19 protein-coding genes are annotated in these 20,249 nt (G+C 53.9%); 6 read left to right on the top strand and 13 right to left on the bottom strand.

Features of this window, described 5'->3' with window-relative positions; translation table 11 throughout:
* Window positions 1-16: 16 nt before the first annotated feature.
* The 9 genes from VH187_RS00865 to citC form a co-directional block, all read right to left on the bottom strand.
* Window positions 17-799, bottom strand: a complete 783-nt coding sequence (locus VH187_RS00865) for a glucose-6-phosphate isomerase family protein (RefSeq protein ID WP_329699609.1) — start codon at window positions 797-799, stop codon at window positions 17-19.
* Window positions 792-1,355: a glucose-6-phosphate isomerase family protein gene (locus tag VH187_RS00860; RefSeq protein ID WP_329699608.1), complete on the bottom strand. Its 564-nt coding sequence runs from the start codon at window positions 1,353-1,355 to the stop codon at window positions 792-794. Before VH187_RS00860 ends, VH187_RS00865 begins: the two co-directional genes overlap by 8 nt.
* A 104-nt stretch (window positions 1,356-1,459) precedes the next feature.
* Window positions 1,460-2,377 (bottom strand): ribonucleoside hydrolase RihC, encoded by a 918-nt coding sequence (gene rihC / locus VH187_RS00855; protein WP_329699607.1) that lies wholly within the window; start codon window positions 2,375-2,377, stop codon window positions 1,460-1,462.
* A 255-nt stretch (window positions 2,378-2,632) separates the two neighbouring features.
* Window positions 2,633-3,541, bottom strand: coding sequence for a triphosphoribosyl-dephospho-CoA synthase CitG (gene citG / locus VH187_RS00850; RefSeq protein ID WP_329699606.1), 909 nt, complete (start codon window positions 3,539-3,541; stop codon window positions 2,633-2,635).
* A complete protein-coding gene (gene citX / locus VH187_RS00845; protein WP_329699605.1) occupies window positions 3,519-4,070 on the bottom strand; it encodes a citrate lyase holo-[acyl-carrier protein] synthase in 552 nt (183 codons plus the stop codon). The genes citG and citX overlap by 23 nt, the downstream gene beginning before the upstream one ends.
* Window positions 4,070-5,590, bottom strand: coding sequence for a citrate lyase subunit alpha (gene citF, locus VH187_RS00840; RefSeq protein WP_329699604.1), 1,521 nt, complete (start codon window positions 5,588-5,590; stop codon window positions 4,070-4,072). The genes citX and citF overlap by 1 nt, the downstream gene beginning before the upstream one ends.
* Window positions 5,591-5,600: 10 nt before the next feature.
* Complete coding sequence (gene citE, locus VH187_RS00835; RefSeq protein ID WP_329699603.1) at window positions 5,601-6,470, bottom strand: citrate (pro-3S)-lyase subunit beta; 870 nt, start codon at window positions 6,468-6,470, stop codon at window positions 5,601-5,603.
* Window positions 6,467-6,760, bottom strand: a complete 294-nt coding sequence (citD, locus tag VH187_RS00830; RefSeq protein ID WP_329699602.1) for a citrate lyase acyl carrier protein — start codon at window positions 6,758-6,760, stop codon at window positions 6,467-6,469. The genes citE and citD overlap by 4 nt, the downstream gene beginning before the upstream one ends.
* 29 nt (window positions 6,761-6,789) lie before the next feature.
* Window positions 6,790-7,833 (bottom strand): [citrate (pro-3S)-lyase] ligase, encoded by a 1,044-nt coding sequence (gene citC, locus VH187_RS00825; protein ID WP_329699620.1) that lies wholly within the window; start codon window positions 7,831-7,833, stop codon window positions 6,790-6,792.
* A 244-nt stretch (window positions 7,834-8,077) separates the two neighbouring features.
* Here citC and citS point away from each other — a divergent pair, with 244 nt between their 5' ends.
* From citS to citB, 6 genes are all read left to right on the top strand, one after another.
* On the top strand, window positions 8,078-9,418 hold the full coding sequence (gene citS / locus VH187_RS00820) for a citrate/sodium symporter CitS (protein WP_329699601.1): 1,341 nt from the start codon (window positions 8,078-8,080) through the stop codon (window positions 9,416-9,418).
* 157 nt (window positions 9,419-9,575) lie between these two features.
* The gene (locus VH187_RS00815; RefSeq protein WP_329699600.1) at window positions 9,576-9,812 is read left to right on the top strand and encodes an oxaloacetate decarboxylase subunit gamma; all 237 of its coding nucleotides are present in this window, start codon (window positions 9,576-9,578) and stop codon (window positions 9,810-9,812) included.
* Window positions 9,813-9,827: 15 nt separating this feature from the next.
* Complete coding sequence (gene oadA / locus VH187_RS00810) at window positions 9,828-11,588, top strand: sodium-extruding oxaloacetate decarboxylase subunit alpha (RefSeq protein ID WP_329699599.1); 1,761 nt, start codon at window positions 9,828-9,830, stop codon at window positions 11,586-11,588.
* A gap of 12 nt (window positions 11,589-11,600) precedes the next feature.
* Complete coding sequence (locus VH187_RS00805) at window positions 11,601-12,902, top strand: oxaloacetate decarboxylase subunit beta (RefSeq protein ID WP_329699598.1); 1,302 nt, start codon at window positions 11,601-11,603, stop codon at window positions 12,900-12,902.
* A gap of 132 nt (window positions 12,903-13,034) precedes the next feature.
* A complete protein-coding gene (citA, locus tag VH187_RS00800) occupies window positions 13,035-14,663 on the top strand; it encodes a citrate sensor histidine kinase CitA (RefSeq protein WP_329699597.1) in 1,629 nt (542 codons plus the stop codon).
* Window positions 14,656-15,339 (top strand): citrate response regulator transcription factor CitB, encoded by a 684-nt coding sequence (gene citB, locus VH187_RS00795; protein WP_329699596.1) that lies wholly within the window; start codon window positions 14,656-14,658, stop codon window positions 15,337-15,339. Before citA ends, citB begins: the two co-directional genes overlap by 8 nt.
* Window positions 15,340-15,442: 103 nt before the next feature.
* On the opposite strand, the gene ispH is transcribed toward citB, so the two are convergent.
* The 4 genes from ispH to ileS are packed head-to-tail and all read right to left on the bottom strand — an operon-like array spanning window position 15,443 to window position 20,220.
* Window positions 15,443-16,393, bottom strand: a complete 951-nt coding sequence (gene ispH / locus VH187_RS00790) for a 4-hydroxy-3-methylbut-2-enyl diphosphate reductase (protein WP_329699595.1) — start codon at window positions 16,391-16,393, stop codon at window positions 15,443-15,445.
* Between the two features lies 1 nt (window position 16,394).
* Window positions 16,395-16,844: an FKBP-type peptidyl-prolyl cis-trans isomerase gene (fkpB, locus tag VH187_RS00785; RefSeq protein WP_329699594.1), complete on the bottom strand. Its 450-nt coding sequence runs from the start codon at window positions 16,842-16,844 to the stop codon at window positions 16,395-16,397.
* A gap of 59 nt (window positions 16,845-16,903) precedes the next feature.
* Window positions 16,904-17,404: a signal peptidase II gene (lspA, locus tag VH187_RS00780; protein WP_329699593.1), complete on the bottom strand. Its 501-nt coding sequence runs from the start codon at window positions 17,402-17,404 to the stop codon at window positions 16,904-16,906.
* Window positions 17,404-20,220, bottom strand: coding sequence for an isoleucine--tRNA ligase (gene ileS / locus VH187_RS00775; RefSeq protein WP_329699592.1), 2,817 nt, complete (start codon window positions 20,218-20,220; stop codon window positions 17,404-17,406). Before ileS ends, lspA begins: the two co-directional genes overlap by 1 nt.
* Between the last annotated feature and the right edge of the window lie 29 nt (window positions 20,221-20,249).

The raw sequence follows: 20,249 nt of genomic DNA, 5'->3' as shown, positions 1-20,249 counted from the left end.
CGCCACCCGGCAATAATCATGGATGGAAATTTCGCCACAACGCGCTTGTTTTATCCGGTCGAGAGATAAACTGAAAGCGTGCTGGATCGTCAATAAACTGCTGATAAATTGGCGCTTCGGTAATACCAAACTCCCGATACTGACGTGGTGTCACCGCCTGTAATCGCCCCGGCGAATAGCAAGCATTATGCTGCCAGATAACCTGGTTATCCTGCAAAATTGGATACCATGCCAATCCCTTATGCGCCCGCACAGCGTCATATTCAAACCCATACTCCCTGTCACACCACGCCCCGAACGTCAGCGCCTGATCCGGATCGGCTGAAATCGTTGCATGCCCCCAGCCTGGCGGCACCAACACTTTCTCACCCGGTCCCGCAATAACCGCAAAGCAACGACCCGGATCGTCAGCAACAAACTCCTGCATATAAATGATCGCCTTACCCTGCCAGATCTCATACAGTTCCGGCGGCGACCAGCCGCTGTGCTGGCTAATGCGGTGAATATGTCCCTGACTGCGGATGGGCTCATCGCCCAGGCTGCCTGCCGCGTAGGTTACGACGCCAAACAGTAGCATGCGCTTTTTCAATCCATCTCTGTCCTGCAAACGCGCCACGTCCATCGCTATCGCGTAGACCTCTTCCGGCCCCTCGCAGTTCGGATCGCGAAGTGAGGCGCGGATCTGATCGAGCCGCCGTATTTCCGGCATCGGGCCAATCACGTCTTCGCCGTAGGTAAAACCCAGCGGCTGACGGTGCGCAGTCATTTGCAGTCCGTATGGCAAAACGGTGTCAGCCATTTTGCACCTCTTTCGCCATCAGTTTTACTGTCTCCGGTGTGACTTTCAGGGCAAAACCGTTCGCTAACGCAGCATAGTCATGTCCGGCCTGGCTGGGCCACACCGCCAACGCCGAAAGCACGGCATCTCCCGTATTGATCAACCGATGCGCCGTGAAACCGGGAATAATATGGATTGATCCCGGTAGGACGCGTTCGAGACGAGTTTGCCCCTGCTCATCCTGCAACAGTAGCAACCCTTCACCACGCAGGCCAAAATAGACTTCACCCTGCTCGCGGCGGGCATGAAAATGACCACGCGTCATGAAGTATTCATCGCCTACACGACCAGGATTAAGATGGGTAACACCGACGTATAGCTCGCCCTCACCAGAAGGTGAATCGAACATTTCGACGGAATACACAGTCTGCGAAGGATCGTGCTGACGCCAGCTCTCTTGATCAGCAAAAACGCCTGCAAGATCGCCAAGAGATGTTGTTTTACAGATAAGTGGCGCACCACAAAGCACGCCACTCGCCCAGTCCACGTTAAGTGGGGGGTGAAAGGTTGGTTTCATGTTTCTCTCCGGCCCGAGGAGAACAACATAAAGAGTGTAGCAGTTTAATCGATTAACCTTTGTGACATGCCGCGCCTTTACAGAACATCAGACCTTCTCAACCACTAAGGCGCTAATGCAATCACTTCCGCCACCCAGCGACGAAAACCGTCGACATCCAGATCTAACGCGACCTGAACATTGGCAGGACGTTCAAAACGATTTTCGATATCGACAACCGTTGTGCCCGCCGTCCATTCTCCTTGCGTTTCTACCGCCACAAAACAGGGCTTGAGGGTAAACAACTCGGGACGCACCAGCCAGGCGATGGCGCAAAGATCATGCATCCGCAAGCCGCGGCTCATACTGCCGCTGCGGTAATGGCTGAACAACGAGTGCAGCATTTTCCCGGTTTTATTGATACCGGGCAGTTTCTCCAGATATTCGGGGGTCAGCAGCGCCTGATTGGTAACGTCGAGGCCGCACATCACAATTTCAATGCCGCTCTGGAATACACGCTCGGCGGCTTCTGGGTCGATAGCAATATTGAATTCTGCATTCGGTGTGAAGTTACCGCGTCCGGCAGAACCGCCCATGATCACCAGTCGACGGATGTTGAATTTGCATTCAGGATACTGCGTCAACAACAGCGCGATATTGGTGAGCGGACCAATCGCCACCAGCGTCATCGGTTCAGGCGCACTCATCAACGCATCACGAATCGCGATAAACGCTGGTTTCGCCAGCGGCTGGCGCTGATGATCGACAAAATCATAGCCTTCCATACCCGATTCACCATGAACGTAGGCGGCATCGCGTAATGGACGCAGGAGCGGCATAGCAGCACCTTGTGCGACAGGCACATCGGCCTGCCAGAAATGCAGTAACTGCAATGCGTTACGGGTCGTTTTCTCAACCGAGACATTCCCGGCAACAGTGGTGATCAGTTGAAGATTGAGTTCAGGGGCGAACAGCGCTGCCGCGATGGCGGCCGCATCATCAATGCCGGGATCGGTGTCGAGAATGAAATGAACGGTTTCCATAAGTGATTCTCCTCTCTACGCTTATTAGCCATTTTGCTGTTGATTAGCTTACTATGTAGCGCATCACTGTGAACGAATTTAGCCGGGAAATGTAATGAAAGTCGTGCAGGCCAGTATTTCAGAATCTGTCACCCGACATCTTGCCGGGCGCTTGGTCGTCCTGAAGACGTGGGCGAGTGATGCCTGTTTCTGGCGAGTGAAACGCAATGATTCATCCCGCAGGTTGAATCATTGTCGGTGAGAAAGAAGCAGAACTTATTCAGAATAGAAGGAACCCGCAGAGAAATGACTCAAAAACCAGGTCACTGCCAGTAGGTCCGCGCTGCCGCCGGGGCTTAAATTACGCAGGATCAATTCATCATCAAGGGCCTGCATCGCTTCGATACCGCCCTCAACCAACACGCCCCCTTCCCATAATATTTTTTGCGCCTGCTGCTGAACATAATAAAGCCCCTCCAGGCCGCCACGTGACACCAGGTTGGTATCGTCATTCCAGGCCATCAGATGCAGCAACGTTTGCAGTAAGGCAAGATGGGTATCGTTCTGCTCCTGTACAACCCGGTTAAACACCGGTAAAGCCTGCGTTCTTACAGTACGAAAACCGCTTTCCGCTTCACCCCGCGCTCCCGACAAGCCAAAGCACTGAAAGTGGATTTCACTCTTTGTCAGTTTCCCCGCGTTCTTCGTGGAAAGCTCGCGCGCCACAATATGCCGACTCAGGCGCGCAACCTGGTCGCAGATGCGGTTTTGCTCCAGGGGTTCGCCCCGGGCAAGAAGTCGTCCAATCGCAGTACTGAGCAAACCAAAAGCAAAAATCGCCCCGCGATGGGTATTCACTCCGTTGCTCGCCTGCAGCATATCGTTCTCGCAGGCCATACCCAGCGGGCGCAGCATCACCAGCACATTTTCTGGAGCCATCGCCGCCGTGTTATTCCCCATGATGAAGAATTTTTCCATCCACGGGGCAATGGCGGCGGTGCTGCGTTCAAATGCCGCCAGATCCATATCCCGGTGCGCCCCCGAATTACGAATATCAACCAGACCGGGTTTAGGCGTTAGCCGCACTTCCGTCAGCAGCGCTCTCGCCACCAGCCCTGTAAGATCATCAGCCGCCAGCGATGAGTACGCTGGCGTACGCCGTTCAGTCACAACGCTCACGCTCATAGCATTCAATCCTTCGTGCAATTTCATCCAATAACAGGTCGAGGGTATGGTGTTTACCCCGAGCACAGAAATGGGCATCCTGCTGGCATATCAGACAGAGCCGGGCAGGAAACCCCAGTTCGCGGCGTGATAGCGACTTGCCGTCGCTATCAATGATGTCGATATCCCAAAGCCGCCCTAGCGGGTGGTTCATCTCCAGTTTCGACATCTCTTGTTTCAGGGCGATTGCCGGGGCGCAGACGACTGCCATCCATTCCGGGCCGCTGCGTTCGTCCACATGCTTCTCCCAGACGATGGTCCATTCCCGCTGTTCGCAAAGGGCAAGAATGTCAGCAATGGCGTAATCGGCAACGCGTCGCCAGACTTTCGAGTTTTTAACCGTCCCCGGAGCCACCAGCGTGAAGGAAATTAACGGCAGCGAGTAGCAGTTCAACGCCTGACGCTGCCTGGCTGCACGTTTATCGCGCGCCTGTAGCATCTCCTCCAGCGTCACGCTCTGGCCCTGGGACAGCAGGTCTGTGCCCTTCATCAGCCTTTGACCTGGCGGATAACATCAATCACCGAACCGTCGCGATAACGCACAACCGCCACAACACGATCAGTAAACGCAATCGGCTGAGGTTTGCCCGTGAGCTGCTCGGCACGCTGTTGCAGTTGTTCGATGGTCATAAGCGCCACACCTGCCGCACGCAAGTTATCAATCAGATCCTGACGCGCCGGATTCACCGCGATACCGTGATCGGTAACCAGCACATCCACGCTCGCCCCCGGCGTGACGGTAGTCAGGACTTTTTCCACCACACAAGGGATGCGTCCGCGTACCAGCGGTGCGGTGATAATGGTCAAGTCTGCCCCTGCCGCCGTATCGCTATGGCCACCCGATGCACCACGCAGCACGCCGTTCGAGCCCGTCATCACGTTGACGTTGAAATTGAGGTCAATTTCCAGCGCGCTGAGCATCACCACATTCAGGCGTTCACATGCCGCACCTTTAGAACCAGGATTGGCGTATTGATTGGTCGATATTTCGATGTGATGTGGATTCTCCGCCAGCGAGCGCGCGGCATCGCCATCAAAAGATTGCGTATCCAGCAGCGCTTTGATGAGTCCCTTTTCATGAAGATCCACCATGGTGCCGGTGATCCCCCCCAGACCAAAGCTGGCGGTGATATTCTGGCGGCGCATTTTGTCTTCCAGAAAGCGCGTGACCGCTAAAGAGGCTCCGCCCGTTCCGGTTTGCAGTGAGAAGCCCTCAACAAAATAACCAGAATGTTCAATCACATTAGCCGCCTGTCGGGCGATCAGCAGTTCGCGTGGATTACTGGACAGGCGGATCGCCCCGGCGGTGATCTTTTCCGGATCGCCCACTTCATCAACCTGAACGATAAAATCCACCTGATCCTGCGCGATGCTGGCAGGATAATTCGGGAATCCCACCCACTCTTCGGTCAGTAACACCACGCATTTGGCGTGCTGCGCATCCACCTGCGCATAACCCAAAGATCCACAGCGTGACTTGCCGCTAAAACCGTTGGCATTACCAAATTCATCGCAGCACGGCACGCCGAGGAAAGCGACGTCGATATTCAGCTCACCGCTCTGGATCAGTTTTACGCGGCCACCGTGAGAGTGGATCTGTACAGGGTTTTCCATTAACCCTGCGGAGATCTCTTCCCCGAGTTTGCCTCGCAGACCGGAGGTATAAATCTGCCGTACCACACCGTTTTTAATGTGTTCTATAAGCGGCCAGTGAGCGTCAATTAAGGAGCTGGAGGCGAGCGTCAGATCGCGAAATCCCATTTCAGCCAGCTTGGCCATCACCATATTGACCACTTTGTCACCGCCACGAAACGCATGGTGAAAAGATATCGTCATGCCATTTTTCAGCCCGGAGCGACGAATGGCCTCTTCAAGCGAGTCACAAATTTTGCGCTGACGTTTTTCCGTTTCGCAGGCAAGCCACGGGCTATTTACCGTTACCCCTTTGTAGGGCTGTAATCCTTCCGGTACGACATAGTGCTGGTTGAGCATGGTTATAGTCTCTTTCATGGTTTCTTCCTTAATCACGAATACCGGAAGCCGACAGCGCCACCACTTTGCGTGCGTGGTCGATAATCGGGCCGTCAATCATTTTGCCGTTGAGTGATACGACGCCCAGACCGCGAGACTCCGCCTCTTCTGCGGCGGCAATCACTTCGTACGCATGTTCAACCTCTTTACGCGTTGGCGAATAGGCCTGATGCAATAGTTCAATCTGACGAGGATTCACTAAAGATTTGCCGTTGAAGCCCAGTCCTTTCGCCAACTGCACTTCTTTGAGGAAGCCTTCTTCATTATTAATGTCGGACCAGACAACGTCATAAGCGGCAATACCCGCGACACGCGCTGCATGCAGTACCGCACAGCGAGCGTAAAAGAGTTCGGTGCCGTCACCCCGGCAGGTGCCCATATCCATGACATAATCAAATGCCGCCAGCGCAATCGCCACCATGCGCGGGCTGGAGGAGGCGATATCGACGGCATTAACCACGCCTTTCGCCGATTCAATCGCCGCCATCAGCTTTGTGCTTCCCACTTCGCGCCCGCATTCACTTTCGATACGTTCGACCTGTTCTTCCAGCGCCAGTACATCCTCTTTGCTATCGGTTTTCGGCAGGCGCACGATATCCACGCCGCCGCGCACTACCGCCTCAAGATCGGCCAGGCCAAATGGGGTGTTCAGGGGATTAATGCGCACCACTTTTTCCACATCCTGATAAAAAGGATGTTGCAGTGCGTGATGCACCAAAAGGCGGGCGGTGTCTTTTTCGCGTAACGCTACGGCATCTTCTAAGTCGAACATCACCGCATCCGCACCGTAGACAAAAGAGGTGCTCAACATGGCCGCATTTGCGCCAGGGATAAACAGCATACTGCGACGTGGCCTCATAACGCGCTCCATTCCATTTCCGTTTGTTCTGCGGCACGCAGCGCTGCCGCCTGCACCCTGGCGCGCAAAATACACTCCAACGCCCCTTTGTCATCGACGCTGACCTGCGCACGTTCAACGCCCAACCGGGCCAACGTTTCGCGCACCACTTGCTCAATCGCCGCGCCAAACTGCTGTTTCACCAGACTCTCCAGCTCCAGTCGGATCCCCGGTTCACTGGATGGTCCAATCCTGACCATCACATCACTGGACTCCAGCGTCCCTGCCAGGGAATCTTTAATGATTTCCATAAGTTATATTCCTTGTTAACGGTAATACGTTATGCGGTTTCAGTGTGTTCTGCGGCATGTTGCTGAAGAAACACCAGCGTGCCTTTCGGCACCAGCGCGCTTATCGCCGCCCAGTTACGTTCGGCATACAGTTTTCTGACGCGAGAGGCAGAAATGGCCATGCCGTTCTTTTCCATACGCGCCAGTTCAACGACCTCAACCGCGGGGCCGCTGCGACTCGGATCGTGCAGAATCTCGTGCATCCGCTGGTTATAGGCGCAGGTCAAAGAACAGTACGGTTCACTTCCGACAAAACGATGGGTGATGCCCAGTGCGGGAGCCAGGTGTTCACGGAAAAGTTGCAGATCAATCTGGCAATGGCAGTCGTCAACCACGCCTTTTTCTTTGAGGAAGTAGCCCGGAAAGGTCGCTCGCGAGATCATATAAGCGGAGCCAGAATGCAGCGTGACATTCCTGATATCGGCAATCCCTTTTTCAATCAGCGTCCAACGGTCGGGATAGGAGAAAAATGAGGCATCTTCTTTCACCACGAACAGATGTAACCAGTCGCAGGACGCCGCCGCTTGCTCCACCAGATAGCGATGCCCAAGCGTAAACGGATTGGCGTTCATGACAATCGCGCCAATCGTTTTTCCCGGCTGACGGTAAAGCGCCAACTGGCGACAAAAACGCGCCAACCGTTCACTACTGTTTTCCATGAGCACCGCCATTTCGCCGGCCTGCGCAATGGGCCAGAACCCCGCACCAGAAAAAAGCTGTCGATTTTCCGGTTTGGTAAACAGGAAGAGTTCGCTGCGGTTTAATTCGTAGGCCAGCGTCAGCAGTTCGGTCAGCAGTTTCAGGCTAAGCCCCTCTCCCTGTAATGCCGGAGAGACGGCGATGCATTTCAGAACGTTGCCCGCCAGTGCGCCGCAGCCGACGATTTCACCTTGCCATTGCGCGCAGACCGCGATTTCACAGTCAACTTCCAGAGAAAGCCCGGCGTTCTCCAGGAAAGTGGCTATCCGCTCGTGATGCAATCGGTTCTTCTGCAGATAAATACGCTTAAATATCAGATTCACTTTATTCTGTATCCGTAAGCAAATAACGCCACATATTTCGCCAGCATTTAGCTCACTCATCTGGAATAGAAATCACACTTTCCCTTCTGCGTTTATGTCCTTTATGGTTTTTATGTTTTTAATTACCCCGAGTTAATAAAAATAATTAAATTAATTAAAAACACGGCTATTCAGTGAAGATAGTCACATCTTGCGGTTAATTGAATTCATTACTATGCGCGGGTCTTGTCACCCATCAATATACAGGAAGATGTTTATGACCAACATGACCCAGGCTTCGGCCACGGATAAAAAGGGGGCTAGCGATTTACTCAGATTCAAAATCTTTGGGATGTCGCTTCCGCTTTACGCTTTCGCGTTAATTACTTTACTACTTTCCCATTATTATAATGCCTTACCTGATGACATGGTCGGCGGCTTTGCCATCATGTTTATTATCGGCGCCATCTTTGGTGAAATTGGTAAACACCTGCCAATCTTCAATAAATATATTGGCGGAGCCCCGGTGATGATATTTCTTGCTGCGGCTTATTTTGTCTATGCCGGCATATTTACGCAGAAAGAAATTGATGCCATCAGTAACGTGATGGATAAGAGTAACTTTCTTAACCTGTTTATCGCAGTACTGATTACAGGGGCAATCCTGTCGGTCAACCGTAAATTACTGTTGAAATCACTGCTGGGCTATATTCCAACGATCCTCGCGGGGATTGTCGGCGCTTCCCTTTTCGGGATCGCCATTGGTTTTTGCTTCGGTATCCCGGTTGATCGCATCATGATGCTGTACGTGCTGCCGATTATGGGCGGCGGTAACGGCGCGGGTGCCGTACCTCTTTCTGAAATCTATCACTCGGTGACCGGGCGTTCTCGCGAAGAGTACTACTCAACGGCTATTGCTATTCTGACCATCGCGAATATCTTCGCCATTATTTTCGCCGCTCTCCTCGATATACTCGGCAAAAAATACACGGCGCTGAGCGGTGAAGGGGAGCTGGTCCGTAAAGCATCCTTCAAAACCGAAGATGATGAAAAAGCAGGCCAGATTACCCATCGTGAAACCGCGGTTGGCCTGGTGCTGTCCACCACGTGTTTCCTGCTGGCCTATGTTGTCGCCAAGAAAATTCTGCCAAGCATCGGCGGTGTCTCCATTCACTATTTTGCCTGGATGGTACTGATTGTCGCTGCGCTGAATGCTTCGGGCCTTTGCTCGCCAGAAATTAAAGCCGGGGCGAAACGTCTTTCTGATTTCTTCTCTAAACAGCTTCTGTGGGTGCTGATGGTCGGGGTGGGCGTTTGCTACACCGACCTGCAAGAAATCATTGATGCCCTGACTTTTGCTAACGTCCTTATCGCCGCCGTCATCGTGGTCGGTGCCGTAGTAGGCGCAGCCATCGGGGGCTGGCTGATTGGCTTCTACCCTATTGAATCATCGATTACCGCCGGTCTGTGTATGGCCAACCGTGGCGGTTCCGGCGATCTGGAAGTCCTGTCCGCCTGTAACCGTATGAGCCTCATTTCGTATGCACAAATCTCCTCTCGTCTGGGCGGCGGTATTGTGCTGGTTATCGCCAGCATCGTGTTCAGCATGATGGTGTAAAAAAACGCACGGCGGTGACGTTGCCGCAAACGACAGGGTGAAAAGCAGAGACCAGAGCCGGCAGCGGCCGAGGGAATTCCACTCTACTCCTTAGCCGGATTCACCGGGAAGCTTGTCGTCAAGTCATCGCCGTGCCTCTCATTATGGAAAATGATTCATGACTGATGCTGTGTTATTGGGTGAAGGTCTTACCCTGATGTTTTTAGGGATGGGGTTTGTACTGATCTTCCTGTTCCTGCTGATTTTTGCCATTCGCGGCATGTCTGCCGCCATTACCCGCTTCTTTCCCGAGCCACTCCCTGACGCTCCGCACACCGTGATTGCGGTGGACGATTTTACCCGCTTAAAACCGGTGATTGCGGCTGCGATTCACCATCACCGTCTTAACGCCTGATTCCCGGAGGGATCCATGACTATTGCTATTACCGACGTCGTCCTGCGTGACGCCCACCAGTCTCTGTTCGCCACACGCCTGCGTCTTGACGATATGCTGCCGATTGCCGCTGCTCTGGATGACGCTGGCTACTGGTCGCTGGAGTGCTGGGGTGGTGCGACCTTTGACGCCTGTATCCGTTTTCTCGGTGAAGATCCGTGGCTGCGCCTGCGTGAGCTAAAAAAAGCGATGCCAAAAACTCCGCTGCAGATGCTACTGCGCGGTCAAAACCTGCTGGGCTATCGTCATTATGCCGATGACGTGGTGGAACGTTTCGTCGAACGGGCGGTGAAAAACGGCATGGACGTGTTCCGCGTCTTTGATGCCATGAACGACCCGCGCAATATGAAAGCGGCGCTACAGGCGGTACGCAGTCATGGCGCCCACGCGCAGGGCACGCTCTCCTACACGACCAGTCCGGTACACAACCTGCAGACCTGGCTGGATTTAACCGAGCAGTTGCTGGAGATCGGCGTCGACTCGATTGCCATCAAGGATATGTCGGGCATTTTGACACCGCTGGCAGCTTATGAACTGGTCAGCGAAATCAAAAAACGCTACGACGTCCGCCTGCACCTGCACGCTCATGCCACCACCGGGATGGCGGAAATGTCGCTGCTGAAAGCCATCGAAGCGGGCATAGACGGCGTGGATACCGCAATTTCCTCCATGAGCGCCACCTATGGCCACCCCGCCACCGAAGCGCTGGTGGCGACCCTTGCCGGAACGGCGCATGACACAGGGCTGGATATCAACAAGCTGGAGAATATCGCTGCCTACTTCCGCGACATACGCAAAAAATACCACGCCTTTGAAGGACAGCTGAAAGGCTATGACAGCCGCATTTTGGTGGCCCAAGTCCCGGGTGGGATGCTGACCAATCTCGAAAGCCAGCTGAAACAGCAAAACGCGGCAGATAAGCTCGACCTGGTGCTGACGGAAATCCCTCGTGTGCGCGAAGACCTGGGCTTTATTCCACTGGTCACCCCGACCTCACAGATTGTCGGCACCCAGGCGGTGCTCAACGTCCTGACTGGCGAGCGGTATAAAACCATCGCGAAAGAGACGGCGGGCATTCTGAAAGGCGAATACGGACATTCACCCGCTCCCGTCAACGCGGCGCTGCAAGCACGCGTGCTGGAAGGCGCGGCCCCGGTAACCTGTCGTCCTGCGGACTTACTCAAACCGGAGCTGGCGCAACTGGAAGCAGAAATTCGCCAGCAAGCGCAGGAAAAAGGCATCACGCTTGCCGACAATGCCATTGACGATGTGCTGACCGTGGCGCTGTTCCCGCAAATCGGCCTGAAGTTCCTGGAAAATCGCCACAATCCGGCGGCCTTTGAGCCAGCTCCACAGGTAGAAGAGGTGAAAGCGGCGGCCCCAACGAAAGCCGCCACCTCCGGTGTCTACACCGTGGAAGTGGAAGGCAAGGCATTTGTGGTGAAGGTCAGCGACGGTGGCGATATCAGCCAGGTTTCATCGGCCTCAGCCGCGCCAGTTGCCACCTCTGCTCCGGCAGGCTCAGGTACTCCAGTGGCTGCGCCACTGGCGGGCAATATCTGGAAAGTCATTGTCGCAGAAGGCCAGCGCGTTGCCGAAGGCGATGTGCTGCTGATTCTGGAAGCCATGAAGATGGAAACCGAAATCCGCGCCGCCCAGGCCGGAATCGTAAACGGCATCGCGGTGAAAGCCGGGGATGCGGTGGCGGTCGGTGATTCCCTGATGACGCTGGCGTAAGGAACAGAAGATATGGAAAGTCTGAACGCCCTGCTCCAGGGCATGGGGCTGATGCACCTCAGCGTGGGACAGGCCATCATGCTTGTGGTCAGCTTGCTGCTGCTGTGGCTGGCAATCGCAAAGAAGTTCGAGCCGTTACTGCTGCTGCCGATTGGTTTCGGCGGCCTGCTATCCAACATCCCGGAAGCAGGGATGGCGCTCAGCGCGCTGGAGAGTTTGCTCGCCCATCACGATGTCGGGCAACTGAGTATCATTGCAGCAAAGTTGAACTGCACGCCGGATGTCCACGCGATTAAAGAAGCGCTGGCGCTGGCGTTACCGTCGGTCCAGAACCAAATGGAAACGCTGGCGGTAGACATGGGCTACACGCCGGGCGTACTGGCGTTGTTTTATAAGGTAGCGATTGGTTCCGGCGTCGCGCCGCTGGTCATCTTTATGGGCGTCGGTGCAATGACTGACTTTGGCCCGTTGCTGGCCAACCCGCGCACCCTGCTGCTCGGCGCGGCGGCGCAGTTTGGCATCTTCGCCACTGTGCTGGGGGCGCTGACGCTGAACTACTTCGGCTTCATTCACTTCACCCTGCCACAGGCTGCGGCGATAGGCATTATCGGCGGCGCAGATGGCCCTACGGCGATTTACCTCTCCAGCAAACTGGCACCGGAACTGCTGGGGGCTATAGCGGTGGCAGCGTACTCCTACATGGCGCTGGTGCCGCTGATCCAGCCGCCGATTATGAAGGCGTTGACCACCGAGAAAGAACGCAAAATTCGTATGGTGCAGCTGCGAACAGTCAGCAAACGGGAAAAAATCCTCTTCCCGGTAGTGCTGCTCTTGCTGGTCGCGCTCTTGTTACCAGACGCAGCGCCGCTGCTGGGGATGTTCTGCTTTGGCAACCTGATGCGGGAGAGCGGCGTAGTGGAGCGTTTGAGCGACACGGTACAGAACGGGCTTATCAATATTGTGACGATATTCCTCGGGCTATCGGTAGGGGCCAAACTGGTGGCTGATAAGTTTTTACAGCCACAAACGCTGGGTATTCTGCTGCTGGGCGTGATTGCCTTTGGTATCGGCACTGCTGCCGGCGTGCTGATGGCGAAACTGATGAACAAATTCAGCCGTAACCCGATAAACCCGCTGATTGGGTCAGCCGGAGTGTCGGCGGTGCCAATGGCGGCTCGCGTCTCCAACAAAGTCGGGCTGGAATCAGACACCCAGAACTTCCTGCTGATGCATGCCATGGGGCCGAATGTGGCTGGAGTGATTGGCTCGGCGATCGCCGCAGGCGTCATGCTGAAGTACGTGCTGACAATGTAATAACCAATGGGATACGTGAGGCGTATCCCATTTTGTCTGAATTTTTTCTGAAAAACGAATAATGAAGAACTGGCTCAGGACCCGGATTCACTGGATACCTGAAAATCCGCCCTTTAAATATCTCATGTCGATATGTGTATCCGAAAAATAGCACAGTGGTTTTCCCAGCGGTCCTTTCAGAATCGCATTTTTTTGTTGATTCTTTTTACATCAGCAATCGTCATGCTCGCGATGTCCTGGTATATCACTGATATCACCAAAGAGCGGTTACACTATCAAGTCGGTCAACGGGCACTGATCCAGGCAATGCAAATCTCGGCGATGCCGGAGCTGGTAAAGGCCGTCGAGGATAACGATATCGCCCGGGTTAAAGCCTTGATCGACCCCATGCGTTCCTTCTCTGATGCCACCTACATTACCGTTGGTGATGAAAATGGGCGGCGCTTGTATCACGTTAATCCCAAAGAGATTGGCAAGTATATGGAAGGCGGCGATAGCGATGAGGCGCTGCTGAAAGCCGAAAGTTATGTTTCCGTACGCAAAGGTTCGCTCGGTTCATCGCTGCGCGGAAAGTCGCCCATTCAGGACAGTACCGGTAAAGTCATCGGCATCGTGTCCGTCGGTTACACCATTCAGCAACTGGAAAACTGGCTTAACCTGCAAATTAGCTCGCTCATGCTGCCGATGACGATTTTGTTGCTGGTGCTTCTCTTCTGCGCGCGGCGTTTTTCGTTGCACATCAAAAAGCAGATGCTCAATCTGGAGCCACAGCAACTCTCGCAACTGCTGATCCAACAAAGCGTATTGTTCGAGTCGGTTTTTGAGGGTCTTATCGCCATTGACTCCCAATACCGCATCACCGCCATAAACCAAACGGCACGCCGAATGCTGAATCTTAGCCAGCCGGAGGCGGAACTGATTGGTAATGCCATTGCCTATGTCGTCTCGCCGGAGGCATTTTTCTATGATATGACGCAGAAAAATAAAAAAGATGAAATCGTTACATTCAATGAAACGAAGGTGATCGCCAGCCGTATGGCGGTGATCCTGAATAATCAGCCGCAGGGATGGGTGATAAGTTTCCGTAGCAAAGACGATATTAATACCCTGAGCCTACAGCTAAGCCAGGTGCAGCAATATGCCGATAACCTGCGCGCCGTCCAGCATGAGCATCGCAACCTGATATCAACCATTGCGGGGCTCTTATTTTTAAAGCGTTACGACAACGCGCTGGCGCTGATTCAGCAGCAGTCAGAAAGCCATCAGAAGGTGCTGGATTTTATTGCGCACAACTTTAAAGATCATCATATGGCCGGGCTACTGATTGGCAAATATTATAGGGCGAAAGAATTAGGCCTTGAGCTGATATTTGATCCGGGTTGTTATGTTGAACATCTGCCCTCCTCACTCTCCCACAATGAATGGATCTCTATTGTCGGTAACTTACTCGATAACGCTTATAGTGCAGCGCTGCTCAGTCCGCCCTGTTCGCGGCAGATTGAGTGCCTGATTAACAGTGAAGGCGAAGAAGTTATTATCGAGATCGCCGATCAAGGATGCGGCATTGATAAAAAGATCCGTCAGCATATTTTTGAGCGCGGTGTGACGAGTCAGGACAGCGGCGATCACGGTATTGGTTTATGGCTGGTGCGTAGTTACATCGAGCAAGCCAATGGCAACATTATTATTGATAGCAATATCCCCCGTGGAACAATTTTTACCCTCTACATCCCTTTTACCAGAGAAAAAAATAATGGATAGCATTTCGACCCTCATTATTGAAGATGAACCCATGCTGGCGGAAATTCTGGTGGATACGTTTAAGCAAACACATCAATTTCATGTCATCGGAATTGCTGACAAAGTAGAAAGCGCAAAAAAACAGATCCGTCTTTATCAACCTGAACTTATTTTACTGGATAATTTTCTGCCCGATGGTAAAGGTATTGATTTGATTCGCCATACAGTCAATATGCAATATAACGGGCGGATTATTTTTATTACCGCCGATAATCACATGGACACCATCAGCGAAGCGCTACGCATGGGCGTGTTTGATTACCTCATTAAACCGGTTCATTACCAGCGGCTGCAGCATACGCTGGATCGCTTCGCCCGCTATCGTAGTTCGCTGCGCTCCAGCGAACAAGCAAACCAGACGCACGTTGATGCGTTATTTAATATTCAGGCGAAAGAGCATCTCAATGAACCCACTCATGGGCTGCGCGGAATTGATGAGAACACCCTCAGCCGCGTACTCCAGATATTTGCCGATGTGCAGATCATTCATACCGCCGACTCGCTGGCGCGGATCCTCGGGAGTAGCAAGACAACGGCACGGCGCTATCTCGAACAATGCGTGAAAAACGACCAACTGGAAGCAGAAATCAGCTATGGGAAAGTGGGCCGACCAGAGCGTATTTATCGCCGAAAATAGCGTCTAAGATCGGGCTCAAGAAAGACAGGCAGTCACATGATTTCTCTATAAAAAATGCCAGACATGGAGCCTGGCATTTTTTCATATTGAGCGGGTGAAAAACTTATTCCACTTCGCGAATGTCGAGTCGTAACTCTTTGGGCACTTCGAAAACAATGTTCTCTTCACGGCCTTCGAGCGAGATGGCATCGCCCCCGCCGAGTTCCTGCAAGCGGGAAATCACGTTCTGCACCAGAATGTCTGGTGCGGATGCGCCCGCGGTTACGCCAACGCAGCTTGCGGTTGTCACCCACTCTTCCTGGATATCCGTTGAATCGTCAATCAGGAATGCCGCTTTGCCCATGCGCTGAGCCAGCTCCGCCAGACGGTTGGAGTTGGAGGAGTTTTTCGATCCGACAACCAGCACCACATCTGCACGCTGAGCCAAATCACGCACCGCTTCCTGGCGGTTGGTGGTGGCATAGCAGATGTCGTCTTTGCGCGGACCGACGATTTTCGGGAAGCGTTGACGTAATGCATCGATAACGTCTGAGGTATCATCCACCGAGAGCGTGGTCTGGGTCATAAACGACAAACGCGTTTCGTTTTTGACGTTGAGTTTCCAGACATCCTCCGGCGATTCGACCAAATACATGCCCCCTTCCGGATTGCTGTACTGGCCCATGGTGCCTTCGACTTCCGGATGACCGGCATGACCAATCAAAATCGACTCTTCACCACGACGGCTGGCGCGCGCCACTTCCATATGCACTTTGGTCACCAGCGGACAGGTCGCGTCGAATACCGTCAGGTCACGGCTTTTGGCTTCGTTGCGTACGGCCTGAGACACACCGTGCGCGGAGAAAATCAGGATCGTGCCATCAGGCACTTCGCTGATTTGCTCGATGAAAATCGCACCGCGCTGGCGCAGGCTGTCGACCACGTAGCGGTTATGCACCACTTCATGGCGAACGTAAATCGGCGCACCGAAAATTTCCAGTGCGTTTTCAACAATGCTGATAGCGCGGTCTACACCTGCGCAAAAACCACGCGGGTTAGCCAACAGGATCTGCATGTTATGCCTCCAGTGCCGGGTCTATCTCCAGCACTTCAATATCAAAATGAACGGTACGCCCCGCCAGCGGGTGGTTGAAATCGACGGTAATCGAATCGCCGTTGATCTCACGAATAACCCCTGGCATTTCGCTGCCATCCATTGCAGTAAAGAGCATGATCGCGCCAATTTCTGGCTCGCCTGCATCCATAAACTCACGACGCGAAAAATACTGGATAAGATCGGGCGTTGGCACACCAAACGCCGCATCCGGCTCCAGCGAGAATACGGTTTTATCACCTTCCTTCAAGCCTAGCAGATGTTGCTCCAGCCCTTCAGACAGCGACGCGTCGCCCAGACGGAACAGCGCAGGTTTGCCATTGTTGCGAGTCGATTCAGCGGTGGAGCCGTCGTCGAGTTTCAGCGTAAAGTGCACCAGCACCGCGCTATTGCTCTGTACAGATTTTGACATGCAGATTTGCCTGTAATATTGCCCGGTGACGCTAGCGCTTACCGGGCCTACTAATGGGTTTACGCCTGTTTTTTCGCTGCAGAGGAAGGCAGGAAGCCTTCCAGTACGATAACCGCCGCGCCAATACAAATCGCGGAATCCGCGAGATTGAAGGTCGCAAAGTGCCAGTTGCCGACATAGAAATCGATCATGTCGACAACGAAACCGTGCCACAACCGGTCAAACAGGTTGCCCAGCGCGCCGCCAATAATCAGCGCATAGGCGATGTTGTTCAGCTTCTGCGTGGCTTTTGAGCGGTACATCAGCACCGCCAAAATCACACTGATACCGATGGCGATACCGGCAAAGAACCAGCGTTGCCAACCACCGCTGTCGGCGAGGAAGCTAAATGCCGCGCCGTAGTTGCGCGCATAGTGCAGGTTCAGCGATGGGAACAGCGACACAGTATCCCCCAGCGCGAAATGCTGGAGGATCAGGTATTTGCTGCCGAGATCGATAATCAGCACCACCACAACCAGCCACAGCCAACGCAGGCCGCTTTTACAAATTGATTGGCTCATCAGGCAAACTTACGTTTTTCGCCAGCACCGGCGATGTTGCTGACACAGCGGCCGCAGATATCTGCGTGTTCCGCCACCTGACCGACATCTTTGGTGTAATGCCAGCAACGCGGGCACTTATCACCTTCGGCTTTCTGCAACGCGACTTTCAGGCCTTTGAGCAGTTCGCTCTGTTGGGCCTCTGCGGTTGCCGCTGCATAATCCTCAACGGACGCCCCTGAGGTCAACAGGACAAATCGCAATTCATCGCCCAGTGCCGTCAGTTTTGCCGCAAGCTCAGGTTCTGCGTACAGCGTGACCGCCGCTTCCAGAGAGCCACCGACTTTCTTATCCGCACGCGCCTGCTCAATGACTTTGTTCACTTCGCCGCGCACTTTCAGCAGTGCTTCCCAGAAGCCATCGTTCATCGCTTCGGTTTCTGCCAGGCCAAACAGGCCGGTGTACCACTCACCAGTGAAGACGTATTTCTCGCGATCCCCTGGCAGGTAACCCCAGATTTCGTCGGCAGTGAAGGACATGATTGGTGCCATCCAGCGAACCAGTGCTTCTGCGATGTGATACAGCGCGGTCTGGCAGCTACGACGGGCAACGCTGTCGGCTTTCGCGGTGTACTGACGGTCTTTGATGATATCGAGATAGAACGAGCCCATTTCGATGGAGCAGAAACGCATCAGGCGCTGCACCACTTCGTGGAAATCGTAAGACTCATACGCTTTCAGAATGTCTTCCTGTGCAGCCTGCGCACAGCCAACGGCCCAGCGATCCAGAACGACCATCTCTTCCGGTTTCACCATGTCTTTCACCGGATCGAAACCGTTAAGGTTCGCCAGCAGGAAGCGCGCGGTGTTACGGATACGACGATAGCTGTCGGCGGCGCGTTTGAGGATCTCGTCGGAGACCGCCATTTCGCCAGTGTAATCGGTGGAAGCCACCCACAGACGCAGGATATCTGCGCCCAGCTTGTTCATCACGTCCTGCGGCGATACGGTGTTGCCGATCGATTTGGACATTTTGCGGCCCTGACCATCGACAGTGAAGCCGTGAGTCAGTACCTGGCGATAAGGCGCTTTGCCTTTCATCGCCGTGGAGATCATCAGGGAAGACATGAACCAGCCGCGATGCTGGTCAGAACCTTCCAGATACATATCTGCTGCGTGACCGGTGAATTCCGGACGCACATCTACAACAGAAGAGTGCGTTGAACCGGAATCGAACCAGACATCGAGGGTGTCAGGCACTTTCTCGTAGGTGTCAGCGTCATCGCCCATGATGTCGCGCGGGTCAAGATCCCACCACGCCTGGATACCGTCTTGCTCAACGCGTTTGGCGACTTCTTCCATCAGCTCAAGCGTGCGTGGATGCAGCTCCTGCGTGTCTTTGTGTACGAACAGTGACATCGGCACGCCCCACGTACGCTGACGGGAGATACACCAGTCAGGACGGTTCGCGACCATGGATTCAATACGCGCCTGACCCCAATCCGGGATCCACTGCACGCCTTTGATCTCTTTCAGCGACTGCTCACGCAGGCCTTTCTGATCCATGCTGATGAACCACTGTGGCGTTGCGCGGAAGATGATTGGCGTTTTGTGACGCCAGCAGCACGGATAGCTGTGAACCAGTTTCTCAACGTGCAGCAATGCGCCGCTTTCGCGCAGCATGTTGACGATAACGTCGTTGGCTTTGAAGACGTTCACACCGTCAAGCGTCGGATAAGTGCCCGGTACATATGCGCCGTCCGGACCCACCGGATTAGCGATTTCCAGGCCGTATTTCTGGCTGATGGTGTAGTCGTCCGGGCCGTGACCACCTGCGGTATGCACTGCACCCGTACCCGCGTCCAGCGTAACGTGTTCGCCAAGAATCGCCGGCACGTCGAAATCGAGGAACGGGTGCTTGAAGCGCATCAGTTCCAGCTCGTCACCTTTCACTGTGCCGAGCACGGTGTAATCGATGATGTTGGCGCGTTTCAGTACGCTTTCGATCAGATCTTTTGCGAGGATCAGCGCCTGGCCTTCTACCTGCACCAGTGCATATTCGAACTCAGCAGAAAGGGAGATCGCACGGTTGGCTGGCAGCGTCCACGGCGTGGTGGTCCAGATAACCAGCGACACCGGGCCATTTACAGTAGATACGCCAAATTTGGCTTTCACCGCATCCTGATCGACAGCATGGAATGCCACATCGATGGACGGGGAAGTCTTGTCGTAATATTCCACTTCCGCTTCTGCCAGCGCAGAACGGCAGTCAACGCACCAGTGCACAGGCTTCGCGCCTTTATGCAGGTGGCCGTTACCGATGATTTTACCCAGCGCACGAATGATGTTCGCTTCGGTGTTGAAATCCATGGTCAGGTACGGACGAGACCAGTCGCCGAGCACGCCCAGACGGATAAAGTCTTCGCGCTGCCCGTTCACCTGCGTGGCGGCGTATTCGCGACATTTCGCGCGGAATTCCGCCGCGGTGAATTTCTCACCCGGCTTGCCAAATTCCTGCTCAACTTTCAGCTCAATCGGCAGACCGTGGCAGTCCCAACCCGGTACATACGGCGAGTCAAAGCCCGTGAGACCTTTGGACTTCACGATAATGTCTTTCAGAATCTTGTTAACAGAGTGACCGATATGAATGCTGCCATTCGCATAAGGAGGGCCATCATGCAGAATGAACGTCTTCTTGCCTTTTTTCGCTGCACGGATGACGCCGTAAAGGTCATCATCGGTCCAACGGGCCAGCATTCCCGGTTCGCGTTTGGCGAGGTCGCCACGCATCGGGAACCCTGTTTCCGGCAAATTCAGGGTTGATTTATAGTCACTCATCAGATTCTCGTTTCCGTATTTTTACGTTG

The organism is Scandinavium sp., from assembly GCF_036271055.1.
Lineage (GTDB): Bacteria > Pseudomonadota > Gammaproteobacteria > Enterobacterales > Enterobacteriaceae > Scandinavium.
This window is presented reverse-complemented; position numbering and strand designations above follow the sequence as displayed.